The sequence below is a fragment of the Caulobacter sp. BE254 genome, from assembly GCF_031457295.1.
In the GTDB taxonomy this organism is placed as follows: Bacteria; Pseudomonadota; Alphaproteobacteria; order Caulobacterales; family Caulobacteraceae; genus Caulobacter.
Window position 1 is genome coordinate 438317 of record NZ_JAVDWJ010000002.1, and the last position, 23605, is coordinate 461921.

Consider the following 23605-nt stretch of genomic DNA (forward strand, 5'->3'; position numbering starts at 1 on the left):
TCACGCGCTCAACACTCAACTTCGACAACGACTTGTACGGTTTTCCTCAGGCAGGCGATCAGGCCGCCTGGGACAGTCGCGACTTCTCGCGGCTGATGACCTCGCGCGCCAGCCGCAGATAGGCCTGGCTGCCGGCGCATTTGAGGTCGTAGAGCAGCACGGGCTTACCGAACGACGGCGCCTCCGACACCCGGACGTTGCGGGGTATGACCGCGTCGTACACCTTGTCGCCGAAGTGTTGCCGGACATCCCGCGCCACCTGGTCCGACAGGCTGTTGCGGCGATCGTACATGGTCAGCACCACGCCCTGGATCTCCAGCTTGGGATTGAGACTGCCGCGCACCCGCTCAATGGTCCGCATCAGCTGGGTCAAGCCTTCCAGGGCGAAGAACTCGCACTGCAGCGGCACGAACACCGCGTCGGCCGCGGTCATGGCGTTGACGGTCAGCACGTTCAGCGACGGCGGGCAGTCGATCAGCACATAACTATATTCCCCGCTCGTGCGCAGCGGCTCCAGGGCGTCGCGCAGGCGGTAAGAACGGCGCGCCTGCTGGCCCAGCTCGATCTCCACGCCCGACAGGTCGGCGTCGGCGGGGATCACGTCCAGGCCGGGAAGCTCTGTGCGAACCGCTGCGTCGACCACTGGCTTCTCGCCCATCAGCACGTCATAGAGCGTGGTCTTGCGCTGCATCCGGGTGATGCCCAGACCGGTCGAGCAGTTGCCTTGCGGGTCGGCGTCGATCAGCAGCACACGTTCGCCGCAGGCCGCCAGGGCCGTGCCCAGGTTGATCGCCGTCGTGGTCTTACCGACCCCGCCCTTCTGGTTGGCGATGGCCAGGACGCGCAGCGGTTGGTCAGACTTTACGGACACTCTTAAGCCCCTTCACTTGCACGATCTGGCCTCGCGGGTCGCTCAGGGATGGCCGCAGGTCGGACTCGAATTTCCAGTATGTGGCGGCCTCGGCCAGTTCAGAAGCGACATCTTGTCCCTTCAGGAACCAGGCGACCGCGCCGCGCTTCAGGTAGGGCTGGGCGTAACCCAGCAGTCTGACCATCGGCGCGCAGGCCCGCGCGGTGACCACCTCGACCTTCAGGTCCAGGTCCTCGGCGCGGGCGTTGTGGATCTCGACGGGCAGGCCCAGTTCGTCCGCCACGACCCGAAGGAAGCGACAGCGCTTGGCCATGCTCTCGACCAGATGGACCTTGGCCCCGGGCGTGTCCTTCAGCAGGATGGCCAGCACCACGCCCGGCAGGCCGGCGCCGGCCCCCAGGTCGGCCCAGGTCCGGGCCTCGGGCGCCAGCCGCAGCAGCTGGGCGCTGTCCCAGGCATGGCGGTTCCAGTAGGGCGCGATCGTCGCCGGGCCCACCAGGTTCATCACCGCGTTCCACTCGGCCAGCAGGGCCTGGAACCGCGTCAGGTCAGATAGTTGCGCGTCGGAACAGCCGGTCAGCCGCTGGAAGGCGGTGGCGTCGACCGGGTCGAGCTCTTCGACGACCAGGGGCGCGGCGCTGACCGACATCAAGCGGCCTTCGCCCGGCGGACGTGGGCCAGCAGCGCCGTCAGGGCGCCGGGCGTGACGCCCTCGATGCGCGCCGCCTGGCCCAGGGTCAGCGGCTTCACCCGCGCCAGCTTCTCGCGCACCTCGTTGGACAGGCTGCCGACCAGGCCGTAGTCCAGGTCGGCCGGCAGGCGCAGGTCCTCTTCCTTGCGGAAGGCTTCGGCGTCGTTGCGCTGGCGGTCGAGATAGCCGGCATAGGCCGCCTCGATCTCGATCTGCTCGCGGGCCATCGGACTCCACGTGGAGATCTCCGGCCATACCGCGGCCAGCCGATCGAGGCTGACCTCGGGCAGGGCCAGCATGGCCAGGACATCGCGTCGCTGGCCGTCGTGATTGACCTTGAACCCGGCCCGATTGGCCTCCGCCGGGGTCAGGGTGACCGAGCGGGCGAAGGCGCGGACGGCCTCCAGTTCGGCCTTCTTGGCGGCCCAGGCCTGGGCGCGCACCGCGCCGACCACGCCCAGGGCCAGGCCCTTGTCGGTCAGGCGCTGGTCGGCGTTGTCGGCCCGCAGGATCAAGCGGAACTCGGCCCGGCTGGTGAACATCCGATAGGGCTCGGTGACGCCCCGGGTGACCAGGTCGTCGATCATCACCCCGATATAGGCCTCGTCGCGGGCCAGGACGGCGGGCTCCCTGTCCTGCGCGGCCAGCGCCGCGTTGAGCCCGGCCATCAGCCCCTGGGCCCCGGCCTCCTCATAGCCGGTCGTGCCGTTGATCTGGCCGGCCAGGTAGAGCCCGGGCAGACGCTTGGTCTCCAGCGTCGGGTAGAGCTCGCGCGGGTCGACATAGTCATACTCGATTGCATAGCCGTACCGGATGACCTCGACGTTTTCGAGGCCCGGCATGGTGCGCAGGAACAGCAACTGGGTCTCGGCCGAGACCGAGGTCGAGACGCCGTTCGGATAGACCGTGTCGTCGTCCAGGCCCTCGGGCTCCAGGAACACCTGGTGGCTGGTCTTGTCGGCGAAGCGGACGACCTTGTCCTCGATCGACGGGCAGTAGCGCGGGCCGATCCCCGTGGCGCGGCCGCCATAGACCGCCGACTCGCCCAGGCGCTCGGCGATGATCCTGTGGGTTTCAGCCGTCGTATAGGTGATGCCGCACTGGATCTGCGGCACGTCCACGTGCGACGTCAGGAACGAGAACGGCTCGGGCTGGGCGTCGGCGGCCTGCATTTCCAGGCGATCCCAGGCGATGGTTCTGCCATCCAGCCGGGCGGGGGTGCCGGTCTTCAGGCGGCCCATGTCGAAGCCCAGCGCGTAGAGGCGGTCCGACAGGCCGATCGACGGCGCGTCACCGACCCGGCCGGCCGGAGTGCGGGTCTCGCCCTGATGGATCACGCCCTTCAGGAAGGTCCCGGTGGTCAGCACCACACGTGAAGCGCGGTAGACCCCGCCCTCCCCGTCGACGACCCCGGCCACGGCGTCGTTCTCGACGATCAGGTCTTCGGCCGCGGCGGCGATCACCTCAAGGTTCGGATAGGCGAAGAGCTCGGCCTGCATGGCCTGGCGATAGAGCTTGCGGTCGATCTGCGAGCGCGGACCGCGAACGGCCGGACCCTTCGAGCGGTTCAGCAGGCGATACTGGATGCCGGCCTTGTCGCCGATCCGGCCCATCAGGCCGTCCAGGGCGTCGATCTCGCGGACCAGATGGCCCTTGCCCAGGCCGCCGATGGCCGGGTTGCACGACATCTCGCCCACGGTTTCGCGCTTGTGGGTCAGCAGCAGGGTGCGCGCGCCCGTGCGCGCCGACGCGGCCGCCGCCTCGCAGCCGGCGTGACCGCCGCCGATGACAATGACATCCCAAGTGTTGGACAAGACGCGCCTCAATGCGAACGCCCCCGTCGCGGCGGGGGCGTGATCAACCTTATACGTGGAACCCCGCCGATCGGCGAGTCGGTCTGGCGTGTTTCACGTGAAACAGCGACCAGACATCTGTGGTCAGCCTGTGGATGTTTCAAGCCGGTGTTTCACGTGAAACATCACTTGCCGATGCAGAAGCTCGAAAACACACGGTCCAGCACGACCTCAGGGTCGATCCGCCCCGTGATCCGCGACAAGGCCCGGGCGGCCAGCCGGACGTCCTCGGCAGCCAGTTCGACCTCCAGCCCGACGTCCGAAAGGGCCCGCTGGATATAGGTCCGCGCTTCAACCAGACTTTCCGCGTGGCGGATCCGCGTGGCCGCCGGGAATTCAGCGCCAGCCAGCGCCTCGACCACGTGGGACGTCAGGGCCGCCTTCGCCTCTTCCGCCCCGCCTGGCTTGCGGGCGGCCAGTTCGATCACCTTCAGGCCTTGAGCGGCGAGCACCTCGCGAAGCTCCTCCAGCCGATAGGCGTCGACCAGGTCGATCTTGTTGACCACCGCCCAGTCGCCGGATTGCAGCGCCGACAGCTCGTTGTCCTGTTTCACGTGAAACATCGCCGCGTCGATCACCCACAGCCGCAGGTCCGCCTCGGCCGCCCAGGCCCGCGCCCGGCGAACGCCCTCGGCCTCGATGGCGTCCTCGGTCTCCCGCAACCCAGCTGTGTCGGCGAGCAGGACCTTGTAGCCGCCGAGGGTCAGGGGAACCTCGATGACGTCCCGGGTGGTGCCGGGCGTCGACGTCACGATCGCCGCGTCGCGCTCGGCCAGGGCGTTCAGCAGCGTGCTCTTGCCGGCGTTAGGGGCTCCGACCAGGGCGATGCGGAAGCCGTCCCGCACCCGCCGGCCGCGCGAGGCGTCGACCAGGGCGGCGGCGATCTCGGCCTCCAGGACAGCCAGTCCCGGCCGCGCCCGCGCCGCCACGTCTTCCGGCAGTTCCTCGTCCGGGAAGTCGACCGCCGCCTCCAGCATGGCCAGGGCCTGGACCAGCAGCTCGCGCCAGGCGTCGTAGCGCTGGCTCAGCGCACCCCCCAGCTGGCCTAGCGCCTGCCGCCGCTGGGCCTCTGTCTCGGCGTCGATCAGGTCGGCCACGCCCTCGGCCTGGGTCAGGTCAAGCTTGCCGTTCTCGAAGGCGCGCCGCGTGAACTCGCCGGGCTCGGCCAGACGCAAACCCTCGGCGGCGAGCGCTTCAAGCAGCGCCTCGACCACAGCCCGCCCGCCGTGCACGTGAAACTCCGCGGCGTCCTCGCCCGTATAGCTGGCCGGCCCCTCGAACCACAGCACCAGCGCATCGTCCAGGGCCACCCCGCCGCGACTCAGTCCGCGCAACGCGGCGCGGCGCGGCTTGGGCAAGTCGCCGGCCAGGGCTCGTACGAGGTCGGCCGAGCGCGGTCCGGAAATCCGCACCACCGCCACCGCCGCCCTGCCCACGCCCGTGGCCGGCGCGTAGATCGTGTCGTTCATTCGGTCTTGCCGCCCATGCCGCCGACCGCCGCCCCGGCGGCGGCCGTCATCAGCTTGCGGAACTGGTCCTGGGCCCCGGCCCCGAACGCCATCCAGTTCTTCATCAGTTCCTCGGGCGCCAGCATGGCCATGTTCGAGGTCATGCGATCCTGCATTTCCTTGACCAGATGCTCGTTCAGGGCGCTCACATCCGGCAAGCCCAGGAAGGCGCGGGCCTCCACCGGCGTGCAGTCGATCTCGATGGTCATCTTCATGATCTGGGGTTCCCTGCCTTGAGGGCACGATATTGTTATGCCCTGACCGCTTCGGCGCACGTTAGAGCGCTTCGGTCGAAAGTCCCATCGACGCGAATAAGATCCCCGCCAGCGATACGGAGAGCCCCATGTCCGAGACCCTCACGATCACCACCCCCGACGGGGCCTTCTCCGCCTATGTGGCGCGGCCTTCGGCGGCCTCCGCCCCGGCCATCGTCGTCATCCAGGAGATCTTCGGCGTCAACAAGGTGATGCGCGACATCTGCGACGGCCTGGCCGCCCAGGGCTTCGTGGCCGTCTGCCCCGACCTGTTCTGGCGCATCGAACCGGACATCGACATCACCGATCAGAGCGACGCCGAATGGAAGCGGGCGTTCGAGCTCTATAACGCCTTTGACGTCGACGCCGGCGTTTCGGACATCGCCGCGACCATCGCCGCCGTTCGCGAGCTGCCGGGCGTCAATGGCAAGGTCGGGGCGGTCGGCTATTGCCTGGGCGGCCTGCTGGCCTTCCTGACCGCCACCCGCACGGACGCCGACGCCAGCGTCGCCTACTATGGCGTCGGAATCGAGAAGCACCTGGCCGAGGCCGAAAAGCTGGCCCGTCCCCTGTTGATGCACCTCGGCGAGGAAGATCAATTCGTGCCCAAGGAGGCCCAGAAGCTGATCCTCGACGCGCTGAAGGACCACCCGCAGATCGAGATCCATACCTATCCGGGCCGCGACCATGCCTTCGCCCGGGTCGGCGGCGCCCACTACGACGCGGCGGACGCCGGTACGGCCAACGCCCGCAGCCTGGCCTTCTTCAAGTCCAACCTGGGCTGACCGCCATGCTGGCCATACAAGCCGTGCGCACCGGCAGCCCCGATGTGCTGGAGGCCGTCGACCTGCCCGTGCCCACGCCAGGTCCGGGCCAGGTCCTGGTCCGCCACCAGGCCGTGGGCCTGAACTTCATCGACACCTACCACCGCAGCGGCCTCTATCCGATGAAGATGCCGGCGGTCCTGGGCCTGGAAGCCGCCGGTGTCGTCGAGGCGCTGGGCGACGGCGTCACCCGGTTCAAGGCCGGCGATCGCATCGCCTATAACGGCACGCTTGGCGCCTATGCGCAGGCCGCCGTGGTTCCGGCCGACCGGGCGGTCAGGGTTCCCGACGGGGTCAGCCTGGAGACCGCCGCGGCCATCCTGCTCAAGGGCATGACCGCCGAGTTCCTGGTCCGCCGTTGTCACAAGGTCGAACCCGGTCAGACCGTCCTGGTCCACGCGGCGGCCGGCGGCGTCGGGTCGATCCTGGTCCAGTGGGCCAAGGCCCTGGGCGCGACCGTGATCGCCACGGTCGGCTCTGAGGCCAAGGCCGCCCTCGCCCGCGGCCACGGCGCCGACCATGTCATCCTCTATGGCCAGGAGGATGTCGCGGCGCGCGTGACGGAGATCACCGGCGGCAAGGGCGTGGCCGTGGTCTATGACGGGGTCGGCAAGGACACCTTCGAGGCCAGCCTCAAGAGCCTGGGCCGGCGCGGCGTGCTGGCGACGTTCGGCAACGCCTCGGGGCCGGCCCCGGCGATCGCGCCGCTGGAGCTGGGCGCCAAGTCGCTGTTCCTGACCCGGCCGCGGCTGTTCGACTACATCGCCACCACCGCCGAACTGGACGAGAGCGCCGCGGCGTTGTTCGCGATGCTGGCGTCCGGCGCGGTGAAGATCGAGGTGGGGCAGACGTTTCCGTTGGCTCAGGCCCGAGCTGCGCACGAGGCGCTGGAAGGTCGGCGGACGACCGGGGCGACGCTGCTGCTTCCGTAGGTCGGAGATGCGGCCGCCTCCTTCGCCCTCTCCCAGAGGGAGAGGGAGGGACCCGCGCCGCAGGCGTGGGAGGGTGAGGGGTTACACCCTCGCAGGTTCGTACCTAAAGCCCTGCCGGCACGCCGGCCAGCGGTGAAACCTCTCACCCTCCCACCGCTTCGCGGCGGGCCCCTCCCTCTCTCAAAGAGAGAGGGAGTTCAGGGGGATGGACGGCCCTCAATCCCCGCTGGCGGCGCAAATAACCCCAGCTTTTTCAATGTTCTGAAAAATAATCAGCGTCACAAGTCCTCGGACCTCAAACCTCCCGCACAATCATCGCTGTCCCTATCGCGGGGGAAGGCTCTTGGTACCGGCCCAAGCAGGCGATGGGGATGGAACCGAGCGGGGCCGCCTGGGCCTGGCGATCGGACCGCGGCGGGCGGCGGGGCTCAGAAGGCTCCAAGGCTGGTCGGGGACGATGGCGGGACAGGCGGGTTGACGGGGCCGGGAGTTCAAACCGGCCTGTTCGAGGATCAGTCGGAGTCGCCGACGGCCCCTTCCGGGCGACTTTGATCCTGCCCGCCTGAGGGGAAACGTCGATCGGGATGAAACAAGCCCTCAATCGCCGTCCCTTGAGAAGAACGGTTTCGCGGAGCGGTCAGGTCTAGCCGAAACGCAAACTCTAAACCCACGGTCATCCGGGCTCGGCCCGGACCGCTCCGCGCCTCCCCACCCCGCGTTTCGGAGATCCCGAAACGCGACGAGGCCGTGCGCCCAAGATCCTCCCCCTGTGGGGGAGGTGTCGGCGAAGCCGACGGAGGGGGGAGTGATGGGCTATGGCCGCGACTTTGCATCCACGATCCCAAACCTCCCCCACCGATCGCTGCGCGATCGCCTCCCCCACAGGGGGAGGGACGGAAGCGCTTGAACTCGAAACTAAAAGACCGCTGGTATGGCGGGTACTAAGGTCTGCACGAACCAGACGCCGCTCGCACGGACGGGCGGCGCGCCGGGAGGACGCCATGAACGCCTTTGCCCCCATCGCCGCTGCCGAGACCCCCGACCTTGCCGGCCTGACCGTCATGCCTGCGGGGCCCGTGCTCGGGGCCGAGATCTCGGGCGTCGATCTGCGCCAGCCCCTGGCGCCGGAGATCGTCGCCGCGATCAGGACGGCGCTGCTGCGCCACAAGGTCGTGTTCTTCCGAGACCAGGACATCAGCCATGAGGACCATGTGCGTTTCGGTCGGTATTTCGGGGACTTGGAAGGCCATCCTGTCACCGCCCACGTGCCCGGCTTTCCCGAGATCCTGCACATCGAGGCCGCCGACGGCATGAAGCTGCGCGAGGAGATCGTGCCGATCGTCCGCGTCGCCAACAAGTGGCACACCGACGTCACCTTCCGCCCGGCGCCGTCGATGGGCGGGGTGCTGCGGGCCCGCCATCTGCCGCCGCTGGGCGGCGACACCCTGTTCGCCGACACCGCCGCCATCTATCGCGACCTGCCCGACAAACTGAAGGACCAACTGGCGACCCTGACCGCCGAGCACGACATCCTGCAGAGCTACGGCTACCGGGTCGACGAGGCCAAGCGCCAGGAGCTGCGCGCCGCCTATCCGCCCCAGGTCCATCCCGTGGTCCGCACCCATCCGGAGACCGGGGACAAGCACCTGTTCGTCAACAAGGTGTTCACGACGCGGATCCTGGGCCTGGCCGAGGACGAGGCCGCAAGGCTGCTGGCCGAGCTGCTGGACCGGGTGAAGACGCCCGAATACCAGGTCCGCTTCCGCTGGACGCCGAACGCCATCGTCTTCTGGGACAACCGAGCCACCCAGCACTACGCCATCCTCGACTACTGGCCGCAGGAGCGCGTTGTCGAGCGGGTCACGATCCAGGGCGACGTCCCGTTCTGAAGCGACTTCGGCCTGGACTTGGAAGGATCATCTAGATCAAGGGGTTATCGAGAAAACCTGAAAGGCTTTCAGGACCGCGAGGCGCGGGTGTCGACCCGGCGTTCCATCAGCAGCAGGCTGAGCATCACCAGGAAGGCGAAGACCAGCAGGGCGCCGGCCAGCTGGTGGGCCTTGTCCCATTCCAGCGCTTCGACCAGCCGGTAGATCTCGATCGACAGCACCTCGGTCTGGCCCGGAATGCCGCCGCCCAGCATCATCACCACCCCGAACTCGCCGACCGTGTGGGCGAAGACCAGCAGGGCGGCGACCGCGTAGCCCGGCAGGGCCAGCGGCAGGGCCACCCTGACGAACCGGGCCCAGGGCGAGGCGCCCAGGGTGGCGGCGGCCTCCAGCGGCTCGTCGCCCACCGCGATGAACGCGTTGCGCAGCGGCTGGACGGCGAACGGCAGCGAATAGATCAGCGAGCCGATCACCAGGCCCTGGAAGGTGAAGGCCAGGGTGCGCACCCCGAACGGATGCAGCAGGGCGATCAGCGGGCTTTGCGGGCCCAGGGCGATCAGCAGGTAGAAGCCCAGGGCGGTGGGTGGCAGGACGATCGGCAGGGCCACCAGGGCCCCGACCGGCGCTTTCCAGCGCGAACGGCCCCGCGCCAGCCACCAGGCCAGGGGCGTGGCCAGGACCAGCAGCAGGATCGTGGTGATCCCGGCCAGCCTGGCCGTCAGCCACGCGACCTCCAGCATCGTCAGGCAGCCTTGATCTTGATTGGTGGCGGAGGGGGCGGCATGGCTTTGGTTCTGGCGGAGGCACGGTTATGTAGTGGAGCTGCATAACGGGATTTCTCGTCCCGGTCACGTTCGGCCTGAGATCCGGCATGAGGCTACGATGTCCACCGAAGGCGATCTGAGCGCGTCCCTGGTCCTGAAGCGCGGCGGCCTGGCGCGGGTCGGCCTGGAGCGCATCGCCCTGGTCGAGGCGATCGCCGGCCTCGGCTCGATCAGCGCCGCGGCCAGGCAGCTGGGCCTCAGCTACAAGGGCGCCTGGGACGGGGTGCAGGCGCTGAACAACCTATTCGACGCGCCCCTGGTGGTGGCCAACGCCGGCGGCAAGGCCGGCGGCGCGGCCGTCGTCACGCCGCGCGGCCTGGCGGTGGTCCGGGCCTACCGCGACGTCGAGCGCGAGATTGGCGCGGCCCTGTCGCGGCTGGAGACGGGCCTGGCGGCGGCGGAACCGAACACCGGCCAGGGCCTGGGCGAGCTGTTCTGGAGCCTGGGTCTGCGCACCAGCGCCCGCAACGCCCTGCGCGGGACCGTCGCGGCCATCGAGGACGGCGCGGTGACCGCCCGGGTCGCCCTCGACCTGGGCGACGGCGTCGAGATCGCCTCGGTCATCACCCGCCGCAGCCGCGGGGAACTGGGCCTGGCGGTCGGCAAGCCGGCGCTCGCCCTGATCAAGTCCAGCTTCGTCGTCCTGGCCGGCGACGGTCCGCCCGAGGACGGGGTCAACCGCCTGGCCGGGACCGTGGTCGATCGCGAGGACGGCCATGAGGTCAGCGAAGTGACCCTGAGCCTGTCGGCCGGCAAGACCCTGGTCGCTACCGTGCTGAATTCCGCCAGGCCGCCCGCCATTGGCGATCAGGTCGTGGCGACCGTCGCCCCGTCCAACGTCATCCTCGCCGTCGACTAATGGACGGTCGGCCGCTCGGGCGCCGGCGGGCCCGGCTCGGCCGTCCGCTCGTCGCGCAGCCGGGCGGGCAAGGGATAACCGTCGACCCGCAGCGCCGCGTTCAGGGCCCGGGCCAGGACCATGGTCGGCTGGGAGTCGACCAGCAGCGGCTCGAGCAGCGCCTCGCCCGCCGCCGTGGCGGTTCCGGCCAGACCGCACGAGACCATCAGCCGCTGCTCGTCGGTCGAGATGCCGCCGCAGGCCGGACATTCCACCTGGATCGGCCGGCGCAGGCTGGCCTCCACCGACTGCATCCAGGCCACGAACAGCCCGCCGGTGCGGTTGGACGCCCGGAAGGCCAGGGCCTGGGCGACCAGCCGGCTGGGAGGCTCGCCGGCCGACCTCAGCGCCGCCCACTGGCGCATGGCGCTCAGCAGCAGCCTCTCGCCGACCGTCGGCCCGGAGGTCCAGCGCAGCGTTACGGAATCGGGGGTCATCGCGGCCTCTCGGACGGGCGTCGCGGTCATTGTTGCGACCTGCTCGCAACATCTAGCGCGCGATCTTGTTGCGAGTCAATCGCAACAACTGATCCTTCGGCGCGCTGGACCCAAGCGCGCCAGCGGCCTAGGTTCAGCCCTCGCCGTAACCCGTTCGCCGCCCTTGAGTCCCTGGAGCCCGCGCTGTCCGCCAACCCTCGATCGATCACGCCGATGACCCGGCTGTACGGCGAGAAGCGGGCCAACCTGGTGCGCGTCTTCGCCGCCCGGCTGCGCTCGGCCAGCGAGGCCGAGGACCTGATCCAGGACCTGTACCTGAAGGTCCAGGCCCTGGGCGACCTGGAGGTCGAGGGCGACGGCTCGGCCTTGCTGTTCCGCATGGCCAACAACCTGATGCTCGACCGGTTGCGCAGCCAGACCCGCGCCAGCGCTCGCGACGAGGGGTGGCGCAGTCTGCAAGGCGCGTCGCTCGGCGACCAGCAAGTGGCGGACGTCCCGTCGGCCGAGGAGGTGGTGGCCGGCCGGCAGCGTCTGAGCGCGATGATGACGGCGGTCGAGGACTTGCCGCCCCAGGTCGCCCGGGCGTTCAGGCTTCACAAGCTGGAAGGCCTGAGCCACGCCGACACCGCGGCCGCCATGGGCGTCAGCCGCAGCTCGGTCGAAAAGCATGTGAGCGCCGCCCTGAAAGCGCTGATGGCGAAGCTGGCATGAGGGCGGCTATGGTTTCGAGCACGGGTCTTGGAGGTGTTGGCGGCTTGGCGACGTCTTATCCTTGCGAGGACGCGACTTGGCGTCGGGACGGAGCGAAATGACGCGCGCCCAAACGGACATCGACGCCGAGACCGTCGAGGCCGCGATCGACTGGCTGGTTCGCCTGCAGGGCGAGGCGGTCACCGAGCGCGACTGGCTGGATTTCGACGCCTGGCTGACGGCCTCGCCAGCCCACGCCCAGGCCTATGACGCCGCGCTGGCCTTCGACGGTCGCCTGGACCTCGACGCGCGCTTCGATCAGGTCGAGCCGGTCGCCGCGCCGTTGACGGCCTCGCGGGGCGAGGTCGTTCCGTTACGGCCGACGCGGCGGGTCTGGATCTGGTCGGCGGGCGCGGCGATCGCCGCCGCCTTCGTCGCCGGCGCGGTCCTCCTGCCAGCCAGTGGACTGCTGGGCGCGCACGAGACCACCTATGTGACAGGCGTCGGCGAGCGTCGGACGGTCGCCCTTGAGGACGGCTCGCGGATCGAGATGAACGCCGCCTCGCGGATGACGGTGCGGTTCGAGCGCCATGCGCGCCGCGTCCATCTGGGCGACGCCCAGGCCTTCTTCGACGTGGCCAAGGACTCCTCGCGGCCGTTCGTGGTCTCGGCGGGTGACACCCAAGTGCGGGTGGTCGGCACTCAGTTCGACGTCCGCCATCGCGACGGGCTCGTGGCGGTCAATGTCCGGCGCGGCCTTGTCGAGGTGCGCCCGAACCTGGCCCGCGACGCCGCGCCGTTCCGGTTGCGGCCGGGGCAGGGGCTGTCGCACCGCAAGGGCCAGAAGGCCGACGCCCGGGTCGAGGCCGTGGCCGTCGAGGAGGTCGCCGGATGGCGCCAGGGCCGGCTGATCTATCGCGACCAGCCGCTTTCCCAGATCGCCGGCGACATGAACCGGCTGTTCCCGCGTCCGGTCAGGCTGGGCGACGCCGAGGCCGCCAACATGCGACTTTCCGGCGTGTTGATCGTCGATGACCAGGATGCGATGGTCGACCGACTGTCGCACCTGCTTCCGGTACGGACGACGACGACCGACGACGCCATCGTGATCCGCGCGCGCTAGGGTCTTGCTGACGGGCCCGGAATCGTTCGAAGCGCGAAGCTTGAGCTCTAGGGGGATAGAGCTGGAGCCCGATGATTTCGGACACGGAGTCCCAGCTTCGCGGTCGGCCTGACGATCCGGGATGTCCCGGCGCGAGCGCCGTCGCTTGCCCGCATCGGTCCGCTCTCCTCTTCGCCTTGACGTTGGCGTCGAGCCTGGCCCTGGCCGGCGAGGCCGGCGCGGCGCCCGCGAAGTTCCGGTTCGACATCCCCGCCAAGCCGCGGTCGGAGGCCCTGATCGACGTCGGCGTCCAGGCCCGGGTCACCCTGGGCGGGGCGTCGTCCTGCCCGGGACGCAGCGCGGCCGTCGCCGGTGTCCTGACCCTGCGCCAGGCGCTGGGGGCGGTGACCGCTGGCGCGCCGTGCCGGTTCCAGATCCTCGACAACGCCACCGTCAGCGTCCGTCCGGCGCGACCGAGCCGGAGCCCGGCGCGAACCGGGACGCTGCCGGCCGTCGCGACGTCCCCAGTGGTCGCAGCCCCAGCCATCGACAGCGTCATCGTCACCGCCACCAAGCGCCCCACCCGCCTGGGCGCGGCGGCCGGCGGCCTTAGCGTGATCAGCGCCGCGCGGCTGCGCGACGCCGGGGCCATCGACACGACCAGCGTCTCCCAGCAGACGGCCGGCTTCATCACCACCAATCTGGGCGCGGCGCGCAACAAGATCATGCTGCGCGGCCTGTCGGACGGCACCTTCACCGGCCGCACCCAGCAGACCGTCGGCACCTATCTCGACAACATCCCGCTGACCTACAACGCCCCCGACCCGGACCTGCGGCTGATCGACGTCGATCGGGTGGAGATCCTGCGCGGGCCGCAAGGTGCGCTCTATGGCGGCGGGTCGCTCAGCGGGGTCTATCGGATCGTCTCCGCCAAGCCGGTGCTGGACGATTGGTCGGGATCTCTCCTGGCCGGCGCGGCCGCCACCGAATCCGGCTCGCCCAGCAGCCGCTTCGAGGGCGTGGTCAACCTGCCGATCGCCGTCGGTCGCGCCGCCCTGCGCCTGGCGGCCTACAGCGACGTGGACGGCGGCTATGTCGACGACGTCAACCTGCGCCTCTCCAACGTCGACCGCACCACCCGCACCGGCGGCAGGGCCGCCCTGACCGTGGCGATGGGGCCGGAATGGTCGGTCCTGGTGTCCGGCGCGCGCCAGGATCTGCACGCCACCGACAGCCAGTACACGACCCCGAGCCTGGGCGGCCAGAAGCGCGCCAACCAGGTGCGCGAGACCCACGACAACGTCCTGCAGCAGGGGGCGGTGACGATCACCGGGGCGGGGGACTGGGGGCGGTTCGTGTCGTCGACCGGCTATGTCCGTCACCGCTTCGCCAGCCGGTTCGACGCCACCGCGGCGCTAAACGGCGCGGGCGACAACGCGCTCGACGTCGGCCTGTTCGACGAGGCCAGCAAGGTGCGGTTGCTGGTCGAGGACGCGGTGCTGTCGTCGCCGGACACCGACCGTTTCCGCTGGCTGTTCGGCCTCTACGGCCTGGCCAGCCTGGAGGACAGCGACGGCGAACTGCGGGCGCGCACCTATTTCGATCCCTCACGCCTGATCTATCTGGAGGCGCGTCGGGATCGGCGGCGCGAGCTGGCCCTCTATGGCGAGACCGCCTACGACCTGGGCGGCGGCTGGACCGCCAGCCTGGGCGGCCGCGCCTTCCGCAGCGCGGTGCACACCACCTCGGCGGTCAAAGCGCCGGCCCCGGGGCAGTCGCGCATGCTGGACCGCGAGGCGCGCTTCACCGGCGTTTCACCGAAGATCTCGCTCCAGCGCACCTGGAGCGGCGGGCTGGTCTATCTGCTGACCTCGGAAGGCTATCGCTCGGGCGGGTTCAATTCGGGCGGACTGGTCGCGCCGTCGGCGCTGCGCGGCGCGTTCAAGCCCGACCATCTGCGTAACTATGAGATCGGCGCCAGCTTCCGGCCCGGCGAAGGGCGCATGGTCCTGCGCACCGCCCTGTTCCACGACGTGTGGACCGACATCCAGACCGACCAATATCTGAGCTCGGGCCTGTCCTACACGGCCAATGTCGGCGACGGCCGCAACACCGGCCTGGAGGTCGAGGCCACGGTGGCGGCCGCCCCCGGCCTGACGCTGGACGCCAACGCCCTGTTCAATCGCCCTCGTCTGAGCCAGGTGAATCCCAATTTCGCCTCGGCGGCCCAGAGCGAGCTGCCCGGCGTGCCCGACGTTTCAGCCGGCCTCATGGTCCGGTACGAACGGAATCTGGCCGCCGCGCGGCGCCTGGTGCTGACCAGCGAGCTGGAATATGTCGGCCAGTCGCGCCTGACCTTCGACCGCCGCCTTTCCCCGTCGATGGGCGGCTATGTCACCGGCCGCCTGTCGGCCGAGCTGGCCGTACGGGACTGGAGCTGGATCCTGGCGGTCACCAATCCGGCCAACGCCTCGAGCGACACCTTCGCCTACGGCAATCCGTTCAGCTTCGGCCAGGTGCGCCAGGTCACGCCGCTGCGTCCGCGCACCTGGAGCCTGGCGATTTCGCGGGCCTTCTAGGAAGACCAGCAGCGGCTTTCCGCGCGTGAACGTGAAAAAGGCGCTGAGGTTCCATCGGCATGGCGACGTTTACTTCCTGACGGGGCGTATTCGGAAGGTCGCCCCAAGTCGGGGAAACCACATGTCTGTCCTGTCGGGGCTTGTCTGCGTCCACAACGAAGAGGCGCGGCTGGCCGAGTGCCTGGCGCGGCTGGCGTTCTGCGACGAGATCGTCGTCGTCGCCGATCGCTGCACGGATCATAGCGAGGCCATCGCCCGCAAGATGGGCGCGCGGGTCGTCTCGGGCATCTTTCCCGTGGAAGGCCTACGCAAGGAGGCCGGCGTGGCCGCCTGCCGCGGCGACTGGATCGTCGAACTGGACGCCGACGAGGCCGTGACTCCGGCCCTGGCCCGGGAGATCCGCGAGACGATCGCCCGCGCCGACGCCGGCGACTGGTACCAGGTGCCCGTGGACAACTTCGTGGGCGCGCAACTGGTGCGCCACGGCTGGGGCGGTTCGTTCGGAGCCTCCTCGGTGGCCCGGCTGTTCCGCAAGGGCGTCAAGCGTTGGAAGAAAGAACGGGTGCATCCGGGCACCACCTTCGCCGGCGTCTATGGCGGCCGGCTGGACAACGCCATCCTGCACAAGGTCGACGACGACATCGTCGACATGGTCCAGCGCCTCAACCGCTACACCACCCTGCGCGGCCAGGACCTGGCCGACAGCGGCAAGATCAAGGGCCTGTGGGACGACCTGTTCCGCGGCGTGCGCCGGTTCTGCAAGTGCTACGTCTCGCGCAAGGGTTACAAGGAGGGCGACATGGGGTTCCTGATCGCCGTCATGGCCGGCCTCTATCCGCTGCTCTCGAACCTTAAGGCGCGCGAAATCCGGGCGCTGAACGGCCAGAGCGTCCAGGCGATGCGTTCGGGCGCGGTGATCGGCCTCGACCTCGACGACGCCAGACTGGGTCATTCGGCCTGACCGTGGTCATGTCGCTGCATCGTCTCCTGATCGCCGCCGTGATCGGGCCGGAACTGGCCCGCTGGAAGGCCGCGGGCCACGCGCCGGCGTTCTGGTGGCGCGACGACGACGCGCGCCGGCCGACGCCGGCCCTGGACCGCCTGCTGTCCCTGTCGGTCCGCTTCGCGGCGCCGATCACCGTCGCCGCCGTGCCGGACGGCGACATCGCGGCCCTGGCCAAGGCCTGTCGCGCGATCCCCGGCGCCGAACTGGCGATCCATGGCTTCCGCCATGAGAACCGCGCGCCGCCGGGCCTGCCGTTTGGCGAGGTCTACGACCTGGACCGCCTGGCTGACGTAATGTCGGACCTGAGCGGGGCGATGGAGGTGTTCCGCCGGGCCGGGGTGACGCCGCGGCTGTTCGTGCCGCCCTGGAACAACGCCCATCCGATCCTGAAACGGACGCTGGACCTGCAGGGCCTGAGCCTGTCCTGCTACGGCCAGATGCGGAGCGCGGCCGAGCCCAACCGGCTGGACGCCCATCTGGACGTCATGCGCTGGAAGCCCGCCGCGCGCTTCCGGGGCGCGGCCCGGTTCCTGCTGCGCGCCCGCCGCCTGCTGGCCGAACGCCGGACGACGGGGGCCTGGGACCAGCCGCTGGGGCTGCTGACGCACCATCTGGACCATGACGAGGCCGCCTGGCGCTTCCTCGAGGCGTTCCTGCCCATCGCCCGGCCCGTCGCCCGAACGAGTCTCGACGGGCCGGCTACCGTCAGCCTGCGTGACAAGATCATCCTGAAGACGGGCTAGGGTCCACGTCCGGCGGCCGAGCCGACCAACATTTGGGCGTGTTTCAATTCAAGTCTCCAATCCAGGCGCGGGGCCTCCCTGTTGCGCGGAAGACGCAATGTCGGGATTCCGACGCAAAAGGATGGAACGCTTCCAAATCTCAGCCGTATTGCCGGCATGTCCAAATCTCGAGTCCTGATTGTCGAAGACGAATATCTGGTCGCGGCCGACCTCGAGGCCGGGCTTCAGGAATTGGGGTACGCGTCCGCGGGCATCGCTCAGGATCTGGAGACCGCCTTGGACCTGGCCCAGGCCGGGCCCGACATCGCCCTGGTCGACGTGCATCTGCGCGACGGCCAGACGGGGCCGCTGATCGCGCGCCGCCTGGTCGAGGAGTTCGCGATCAAGGTGCTGTTCGTGACCGCCAACCCGCGCATGGTGGTCGACACCGACCTGCCGGGCGTGATCGGGGTGATCAGCAAGCCGTGCGCCCATTACCTGATCGCCGCGGCCTTGGAATACGCCCTGCGCGTCGAGGATCGCGCGGTGCTGCCGGCCCCGCCGGCGGGCCTGATGCTGACCGGCCGCGCCGCGTAGCGGCCGGCGTTTAGGCCGCCGACAGTGTCTGCAAGGCCTTCAACAAAGACGGGTTCAGGTCTTCGGAGCGTCGCGGTTCAGGCGGCCGGCCAGCACCTCGATCTCGACCTGAAGGCCTTCCGGCGACCAGGTGCGCCGGACCGAACCGCCCAACTGGTTCTCGATGCTCATCTCGGCCAGGCGGGTGCCGAAACCGGTGTGGACCGGCGGTCCGGCCACCGGCGGACCGCCCAGCTCGCGCCAGCGGATGACCAACCCCACGCCCTGCCGCGTCACGTCGATCACGATCTGGCCCTCGGGATCGGAGAGGGCGCCGTACTTGGCCGCGTTGGTCGCCAGTTCGTGGAACACCAGGGCGATGGGCGTGGCGCCGCGATCGTCGATCGGCACGTCGTCGCCGGAGATCGCGATCCGGCCCTCGTCGAAGGCGGGATACGGCGTGAACAGCTCGCCCAGCAGGCCGTGCAGGGTCGAACCGCCCAGGGCCGGACGCGAGCGCTCGCTGTGCGGACGCGCGAACTCGTGCGCCCGCCCCAGGGCCGCGATGCGCTCCTGCAGCCCCTTGGCGAACGGGCGGACGCTGGGATCGTGACGGCTGGACAGGCCGATCAGGCCCGAGATCACCGCGAAGATGTTCTTGATCCGATGGCTGAGCTCGCGGCTCAGCAGTTCGTTGTCCTCGGCCGCGCGCTTGGCCGCGTCGATGTCGGTGCAGGTGCCGATCCAGCGGACGATGGTCCCGTCGCGATCGCGGACGGGCAGGGCGCGGCCCAGGGTCCAGCGATAGTCGCCGCTGTGGTGGCGCAACCGGTACTCGATTTCGTACGGCTCGCCCGTCGCCAGGCTGTGTCGCCACAGGGCCCAGGCCCGGGGCTGGTCGTCCGGGTGGAACATGCCGTTCCAGGCCTCGCCGTCGGTCGAGCCGACGGGGACGCCGGTGAATTCGTACCAGCGGGCGTTGTAATAGTCGTGGAAGCCGTCTGGTCGGGTGGACCAAACCATCTGCGGCATGGCGTCGGTCAGGACCTGCAGCTGGGCTTGGCTGCGGCTGAGGGCTTCGGAGGTCGAGGCCGCCGAGGTCAGCCAGGGGGGCGCCAGTCCGGCGGGCGCCCCGTCGGGGGTGGGACGATCCGGGCCGTCTATCAAGAAAAATCCCCTCGGGCGCGGAAAGGTGGCTGGACTGCGCCGACGCCTTCAAGCGTGGCCCTGTCTTAGCAGAGTACGGCGCAAAAGGTTCCCTTGCGCCGTCCTGTCCACCGCTCGCCGTCGGGAAGACGTCAGGACGCCAGCCGCTGAAACGACCGGGCGTGCGCGACCAGGGGAAGACCCGGCGCCAGGTCCACCGAGGCGGCCGTGACGATGAAGACGGTGTGGGTCCCGGTGTCGATCCGCTGATCGATCTGGCAGGCGGTGGTCGACAGGCCGCCGCGATAGGTCGGCGGCGCGCCGGTCGCCAGTCGCCAGCGCTGGGGATCGAAGCGCTCGTGACTGAGGCGCGAGCTCGAGAAGCGCAGGGCCTCGGCCTCATCGTGCTCGGCCAGGATCGCCACGCCGCAATGTTCGGTCCCGACCAGCACGTCGTGGCTGGACGCCTCCTTGCGGACGCAGAACAGGAAGCGCGGCGGGTCGACCGACAGGCCGGTGATCGAGCTGACCAGCAGGCCGCGCGGAGTGGATCCGTCCCAGCAGGAGATGATCGCCACGCCGCTGGCCAGTCGCGCCAGGGCCTCCTTGAAGGTCTCGGACGCGACGGGCGGAGCCGGCGGCGCGGCGTGGACGGCGTAGGGCGGCTCCGCGCCGGACGAGGCGTCGCCGAACGGCGCCACGGCCGGCCAGGCGGCGTCGCCCAGCCAGCGCGGGTCGATGTCGAGCGGAGCCATGGCCGTCAGCCCGCCGCGGCCGCCGGCTGGGCGTCGCGCTGGGCGACCAGCGCCCGCACCAGCGGGATCAGGTCGCGACCGTAGGCGATGGCGTCGTCCAGCGGGTCGAAGCCGCGGATCAGGAAGGTGGTGACGCCCAGGTCGTAATAGTCCAGCAGGGCCTCAGCCACCTGCTCGGGCGTGCCGACCAGGCCGGTGGAGTTGCCCGCCGCCCCGGTGACGGCGGCGACGCCGGTCCACAGACGCTTGTCCAGGCGCGTGCCCAGCTTGGCGGCGTCGAGCAGGCGCTGCGAGCCGGCGTTGGGCGGCGTGTGGCCGCTGGTCGGCAGGCCGGCCTTTTCGCGCAGGGCCTTGGCCTGGGCGACGATGTCGTCGGCCTTGGCCCAGGCCGCTTCCTCGGTCTGCGCGATCACCGGCCGCAGCGACAGCGAGAACTTCACCTGGCGGCCGTGCTTGGCGGCGGCGTGACGCACCCGGGCGATGGTCTCGGCGACCTGGGCCTGGGTCTCGCCCCACAGGGCGAAGATGTCGGCATGCTTGCCCGCCACCGGGATGGCGGCGTCGGACGAGCCGCCGAAATAGACCGGGATGTACGGCTTCTGCAGCGGCTTCACCCCGCCGAACGCCTGGACGACGTTGTAGTAGTCGCCCTTGTAGTCAAACGGCTTGTCGCTGGTCCATTCCTGGCGGACGATGTCCAGGTACTCGCTGGTGCGGGCGTAACGCTCGTCCTTGGTCAGGTGGTCGCCGTCCTTGGCCAGCTCGTCGTCCGAGCCGCCGGTGATGATGTGCACGGCCACGCGGCCGCCGGTGAACTGGTCCAGGGTGGCCAACTGCCGGGCGGCGACGGTGGGAGCGGTGAAGCCCGGACGGTGAGCGATCATGAAGCCCAGGCGCTGGGTCACGGACGCGGCGTGGGCCACGACCAGCTGGCTTTCGGGCGAGGTCGAGCCGAAGGCGACCAGGGCGCGGTCGAAACCGCCTTCGTCATGGGCGCGGGCGACGCGGTCGACATAGTCGCGGTCGATCACCGGGCCCTGGGCCGGGTGGATCTCGGACTGGTGCTGGGTGCCGATATAGCCGATGAATTCGACGGGCATGGGATGGCTCCGGTCTTGTGGTCGGGAGGAATTTCGAGGATGAGCGAGGGTTAGAAAAGCGAGGCTTTCTCAAGGGCTTGATCAGGCGGCCTCATCAGGCGGGGACCTTCGGGGCGGCTTCCTTGCGCAGGGCGCGGCGGACGGACGGGCGGGCCAGGGCTCGGGCGGCCTTGGCGCTCCAGGCGGGATAGGCCGAGGTGTCGATCTGCCGGCGTTCGGCCCAGCGCCAGATCACCAGGGCGTAGGCGTCGACGGCGCTGAAGTCCTCGCCCAGCAGCCAGGGGCCGGATTGCTGGGCCAGGCGCTCGATGTCGGTCAGGGTGCGGTGGAAGCGCGCCTCGCCGGGCGTGGCCAGGGCGGCCTTGATCCCGTCGTCGTCGGCGAAGCGCTCGGGTCGGGCGATCTGCGAGAAGGCCACGTGCACCGTGCTGGCGAACCAGCTCATCACCTCGTAGGCGTGGGCCAGCTTCAGCGGGTCGGCCAGGGGCAGCAGGGCGCTGTGCGGATAGGCGTGGGCCAGATAGGTCAGGATGGCCAGCACCTCGGTGACCGGCTCGCCGTCGACGGCCAGGGTCGGCACCCGGCCGCGCGGATTGACCTTCAGATAGGCGGGCTGGCGCTGCTCGCCGGCCGCCAGGTCGACGGGGTGGACGTCATAGGCGACGCCCAGCTCCTCCAGGGCGATCAGTGGGGCGAAGGCCGAGGAGCCGGGAGCGAAATAGAGTTTCAGGGACGGCATCGGACGGGCCTCAGATCACGAAGAAGCCATGCGAGCCGTCGCGGGCCAACTGGTCGACCAGGCCGAACTCCCAGTCCAGATAGGCCTGCATGGCCTCGGCGGCGTTGTCGGTCCCCTCGTAGGGGCGCTTGTAGACGTCCTCCGGGTCCGAGGCGGCGCGGACCAAGCCGGTGTCCAGCCGGCGGCCGGTCCTGGCCCAGGCCTCGGTGCCGCCGTCCAGCACCCGCACCGGATGGTCGGAGATCTCCTCCACCTCCGCCGCCGCCAGGCGCGCCAGGCGGCCGTCGGGCGAGGTCAGGACGATCGGCAGGCCCTCGGGGATGCGCTCGAAGGCCTCGGCCAGGCGGGCGCGGATCGCGAACCAGGCGCCGGGGATGTGGCCCTTGCGGTGGACGGGACTGGGGGCGAGGTCCAGCACCACCACCGCGGCCTCGCCCAGGGCGACGGCCAGGTCTTCGGAACTGATGGTCTCGACGGTCGGGATCGGCGGCAGGCTGGGCCGCCAGGCGCCGGTCTCAAGCTCGCCGTCGAAGCCGCCGTCCAGCACGTAGACGTCCCAGCCCAGCTGGGCCAGCCACGAGGCGCTCATGTCGGCGCGGGGGCCGAGATCGTCGGCCAGGACGATGCGGCCGCCGCGCACTGGGGCGAAGACGTCGGTCTCCTGCACCAGCTGGCCGCCAGGCGCCGAGCGGAAGCCGGGCAGGTGGCCGACGGCGTATTCCTCGGGCGTGCGGACGTCGAAGCGGTAGAGGGTGCGCTTGCGGTCCTGGGCCAGGTCGGCCAGGCCCTCGGCGTCGATCCGCCGGACGCCGGCCCGGTAGGCGACCTCGCGAGCCTTGGCGCGGGCCTCTTCCAGGGTCTGGTCGGACACCGGCGGGAAGCGGCGGCTCTGGCCATGCTCCAGGGTCTGCTGGGCCAGGGTCCAGCCGATGGTGCCGTTGCGCAGGGCGAAGACGGGATTGGGCACGCCGGCGTTCAGCAGCGACTGGGCGCCGATCAGGCTGCGGGTGCGGCCGGCGCAGTTGACGATGATGGTGGTCGCCGGATCGGGCGCGATCTCGCGAGCCCGCAGCACCAGCTCGGCGCCGGGCGTGCTGATCCCGCCCGGGATGTTCATCACCGCATATTCCTCGAACCGGCGGGAATCCAGGATCACCTGGTCGGCGCCCTGGTCGATCCGCGCCTGGACCTCCTGGGCGGGCAGGGACGGGGTGTGGCGACGCGCCTCGACCAGCTCGCCGAACGCCTTGCTGTAGGAATTGACGTCCTGGAACAGCTCGTAGCCGGCGTCCTTCCAGGCCTGGAGCCCGCCGGCGAGCGCCCGGATCTGGGTGTAGCCGAGGGCCGCCAGGCGCTTGCCGGCCGGTGAGACCAGGCCTTCGCCGTTGTCGTACAGCACGATCTTGGCGTCCTTGCGCGGGACCCGGTCCAGGATCTCCAGCTCCAGCCGGCTGAGCGGCAGCTGCGAGGCGAACAGCGGGTGGGCGCGGGCGAACGGATCCTCCTCGCGCAGGTCCAGCAGGGCGATCTCGCGGCGGGCGATCCAGTCCTGGCGGACTTCGCGGGGGGTGACGGTGAGCAGGGTCATGGGGCGACCTCGGTGAGGACCTTCGAGCGGTCCCAAAGGTTGGGCAGGGTGGTGTTGGCGTAGCCGGAGACGAACGGTTTCGGCCGGCCGGCGGCGTCGTAGGTCGAGCGCCGCACGGCGCCGATGTTGGCGCCGTAGACGTGGATGCTGACCGAGGCGCGGTCGTCCAAGGCGTTGGTCACCTGGTGCACGTCGCCGACGGTCGGCGAGACCGCCTCGACCTCGCCGCGCGCCAGCCGGTGGACCGGCCCGACGGCGGCGAAGGCGTCGCCGCGCCGCGCGAACCGCTGCGACAGCTCGGCCCCGCGCAGCACGCCGACCAGGCCCCAGACGGTGTGGTCGTGGATCGGCGTCGCCTGGCCTGGGCCCCAGACGAAGCTGACGACGCTGAACCGCTCGCGGCTGTCGCAATGCAGCAGGTACTGCTGGTAGCGGGTCGGGTCGGGCTTGGCGTAGGCGTCGGGCAGCCAGTCGTCGCGGGCGATCAGCCCGGCCAGCAGCCGCCCGCCCTCGGCGAGGATCAACTCCTCGTCGCCGGTCTGGTCGACCAGGGTCCCGAGGGCGCCGACGAAGTCGGCCAGCCGGTGCAGCTTTGGCGTGGGGCGAAGCGCGCTCATCGGA

General features: G+C 70.1%; 23 protein-coding genes. 10 read left to right on the forward strand and 13 right to left on the reverse strand.

All coding sequences use genetic code 11. The features are described from left to right. Nucleotides 1–58 precede the first annotated feature (58 nt). The 5 genes from J2X41_RS06195 to J2X41_RS06215 form a co-directional block, all read right to left on the reverse strand. Nucleotides 59–871 carry a ParA family protein gene (locus J2X41_RS06195; protein WP_310080491.1) on the reverse strand — a complete coding sequence of 271 codons (813 nt, stop codon included), beginning with the start codon at nucleotides 869–871 and terminating at the stop codon, nucleotides 59–61. Then, on the reverse strand, nucleotides 855–1520 hold the full coding sequence (rsmG, locus tag J2X41_RS06200; protein WP_310080492.1) for a 16S rRNA (guanine(527)-N(7))-methyltransferase RsmG: 666 nt from the start codon (nucleotides 1518–1520) through the stop codon (nucleotides 855–857). Before rsmG ends, J2X41_RS06195 begins: the two co-directional genes overlap by 17 nt. Further along, entirely contained in the window at nucleotides 1520–3376 is a 1857-nt protein-coding gene (gene mnmG, locus J2X41_RS06205) for a tRNA uridine-5-carboxymethylaminomethyl(34) synthesis enzyme MnmG (RefSeq protein WP_310080493.1), read from the reverse strand. The genes rsmG and mnmG overlap by 1 nt, the downstream gene beginning before the upstream one ends. A 164-nt stretch (nucleotides 3377–3540) precedes the next feature. Continuing rightward, nucleotides 3541–4884, reverse strand: coding sequence for a tRNA uridine-5-carboxymethylaminomethyl(34) synthesis GTPase MnmE (gene mnmE / locus J2X41_RS06210; protein ID WP_310080494.1), 1344 nt, complete (start codon nucleotides 4882–4884; stop codon nucleotides 3541–3543). After that, nucleotides 4881–5138, reverse strand: coding sequence for a DUF6489 family protein (locus tag J2X41_RS06215; RefSeq protein ID WP_310080496.1), 258 nt, complete (start codon nucleotides 5136–5138; stop codon nucleotides 4881–4883). Before J2X41_RS06215 ends, mnmE begins: the two co-directional genes overlap by 4 nt. A 128-nt stretch (nucleotides 5139–5266) precedes the next feature. Here J2X41_RS06215 and J2X41_RS06220 point away from each other — a divergent pair, with 128 nt between their 5' ends. From J2X41_RS06220 to J2X41_RS06230, 3 genes are all read left to right on the forward strand, one after another. Next, entirely contained in the window at nucleotides 5267–5962 is a 696-nt protein-coding gene (locus J2X41_RS06220; RefSeq protein ID WP_310080497.1) for a dienelactone hydrolase family protein, read from the forward strand. A 5-nt stretch (nucleotides 5963–5967) separates the two neighbouring features. Next, on the forward strand, nucleotides 5968–6933 hold the full coding sequence (locus tag J2X41_RS06225; protein ID WP_310080498.1) for a quinone oxidoreductase: 966 nt from the start codon (nucleotides 5968–5970) through the stop codon (nucleotides 6931–6933). 1001 nt (nucleotides 6934–7934) lie between these two features. Next, nucleotides 7935–8822, forward strand: coding sequence for a TauD/TfdA family dioxygenase (locus J2X41_RS06230; protein WP_310080499.1), 888 nt, complete (start codon nucleotides 7935–7937; stop codon nucleotides 8820–8822). A 68-nt stretch (nucleotides 8823–8890) separates the two neighbouring features. Here J2X41_RS06230 and modB read toward each other — a convergent pair whose 3' ends face one another. Next, complete coding sequence (gene modB, locus J2X41_RS06235) at nucleotides 8891–9562, reverse strand: molybdate ABC transporter permease subunit (RefSeq protein ID WP_310080501.1); 672 nt, start codon at nucleotides 9560–9562, stop codon at nucleotides 8891–8893. Between the two features lie 142 nt (nucleotides 9563–9704). Between modB and J2X41_RS06240 the strand changes: the two genes are divergently transcribed. Next, nucleotides 9705–10505, forward strand: a complete 801-nt coding sequence (locus J2X41_RS06240; RefSeq protein WP_310080502.1) for a TOBE domain-containing protein — start codon at nucleotides 9705–9707, stop codon at nucleotides 10503–10505. Here J2X41_RS06240 and J2X41_RS06245 read toward each other — a convergent pair. Then, complete coding sequence (locus J2X41_RS06245) at nucleotides 10502–10981, reverse strand: hypothetical protein (protein WP_310080503.1); 480 nt, start codon at nucleotides 10979–10981, stop codon at nucleotides 10502–10504. The genes J2X41_RS06240 and J2X41_RS06245 overlap by 4 nt on opposite strands. Nucleotides 10982–11194: 213 nt before the next feature. On the opposite strand from J2X41_RS06245, the gene J2X41_RS06250 reads away from it, so the two are divergent. The 6 genes from J2X41_RS06250 (at nucleotide 11195) to J2X41_RS06275 (ending at nucleotide 17677) form a co-directional block, all read left to right on the forward strand. Then, nucleotides 11195–11692, forward strand: coding sequence for an RNA polymerase sigma factor (locus tag J2X41_RS06250; RefSeq protein WP_310080504.1), 498 nt, complete (start codon nucleotides 11195–11197; stop codon nucleotides 11690–11692). Between the two features lie 97 nt (nucleotides 11693–11789). Then, complete coding sequence (locus J2X41_RS06255) at nucleotides 11790–12794, forward strand: FecR domain-containing protein (RefSeq protein WP_310080505.1); 1005 nt, start codon at nucleotides 11790–11792, stop codon at nucleotides 12792–12794. A gap of 176 nt (nucleotides 12795–12970) precedes the next feature. Beyond that, complete coding sequence (locus J2X41_RS06260; protein WP_310080507.1) at nucleotides 12971–15352, forward strand: TonB-dependent receptor domain-containing protein; 2382 nt, start codon at nucleotides 12971–12973, stop codon at nucleotides 15350–15352. 121 nt (nucleotides 15353–15473) lie between these two features. Further along, the gene (locus J2X41_RS06265) at nucleotides 15474–16313 is read left to right on the forward strand and encodes a glycosyltransferase family 2 protein (RefSeq protein ID WP_310080508.1); all 840 of its coding nucleotides are present in this window, start codon (nucleotides 15474–15476) and stop codon (nucleotides 16311–16313) included. A gap of 8 nt (nucleotides 16314–16321) precedes the next feature. Beyond that, nucleotides 16322–17101, forward strand: coding sequence for a polysaccharide deacetylase family protein (locus J2X41_RS06270; RefSeq protein WP_310080509.1), 780 nt, complete (start codon nucleotides 16322–16324; stop codon nucleotides 17099–17101). A gap of 156 nt (nucleotides 17102–17257) precedes the next feature. Then, complete coding sequence (locus J2X41_RS06275; RefSeq protein WP_310080511.1) at nucleotides 17258–17677, forward strand: response regulator; 420 nt, start codon at nucleotides 17258–17260, stop codon at nucleotides 17675–17677. Between the two features lie 54 nt (nucleotides 17678–17731). Here the strand turns inward: J2X41_RS06275 and J2X41_RS06280 are convergent, their stop codons facing one another. The 6 genes from J2X41_RS06280 to J2X41_RS06305 form a co-directional block, all read right to left on the reverse strand. After that, entirely contained in the window at nucleotides 17732–18823 is a 1092-nt protein-coding gene (locus J2X41_RS06280; RefSeq protein WP_310080512.1) for a PAS domain-containing protein, read from the reverse strand. A 131-nt stretch (nucleotides 18824–18954) separates the two neighbouring features. Further along, nucleotides 18955–19557, reverse strand: coding sequence for a flavin reductase family protein (locus J2X41_RS06285; protein ID WP_310080513.1), 603 nt, complete (start codon nucleotides 19555–19557; stop codon nucleotides 18955–18957). Between the two features lie 5 nt (nucleotides 19558–19562). Further along, complete coding sequence (locus tag J2X41_RS06290) at nucleotides 19563–20657, reverse strand: LLM class flavin-dependent oxidoreductase (RefSeq protein ID WP_310080514.1); 1095 nt, start codon at nucleotides 20655–20657, stop codon at nucleotides 19563–19565. Between the two features lie 94 nt (nucleotides 20658–20751). Next, nucleotides 20752–21396, reverse strand: a complete 645-nt coding sequence (locus J2X41_RS06295; RefSeq protein WP_310080515.1) for a glutathione S-transferase family protein — start codon at nucleotides 21394–21396, stop codon at nucleotides 20752–20754. A 10-nt stretch (nucleotides 21397–21406) separates the two neighbouring features. After that, on the reverse strand, nucleotides 21407–22984 hold the full coding sequence (locus J2X41_RS06300) for a rhodanese-like domain-containing protein (protein WP_310080516.1): 1578 nt from the start codon (nucleotides 22982–22984) through the stop codon (nucleotides 21407–21409). After that, complete coding sequence (locus J2X41_RS06305) at nucleotides 22981–23601, reverse strand: cysteine dioxygenase (protein WP_310080517.1); 621 nt, start codon at nucleotides 23599–23601, stop codon at nucleotides 22981–22983. Before J2X41_RS06305 ends, J2X41_RS06300 begins: the two co-directional genes overlap by 4 nt. Nucleotides 23602–23605: the final 4 nt, after the last annotated feature.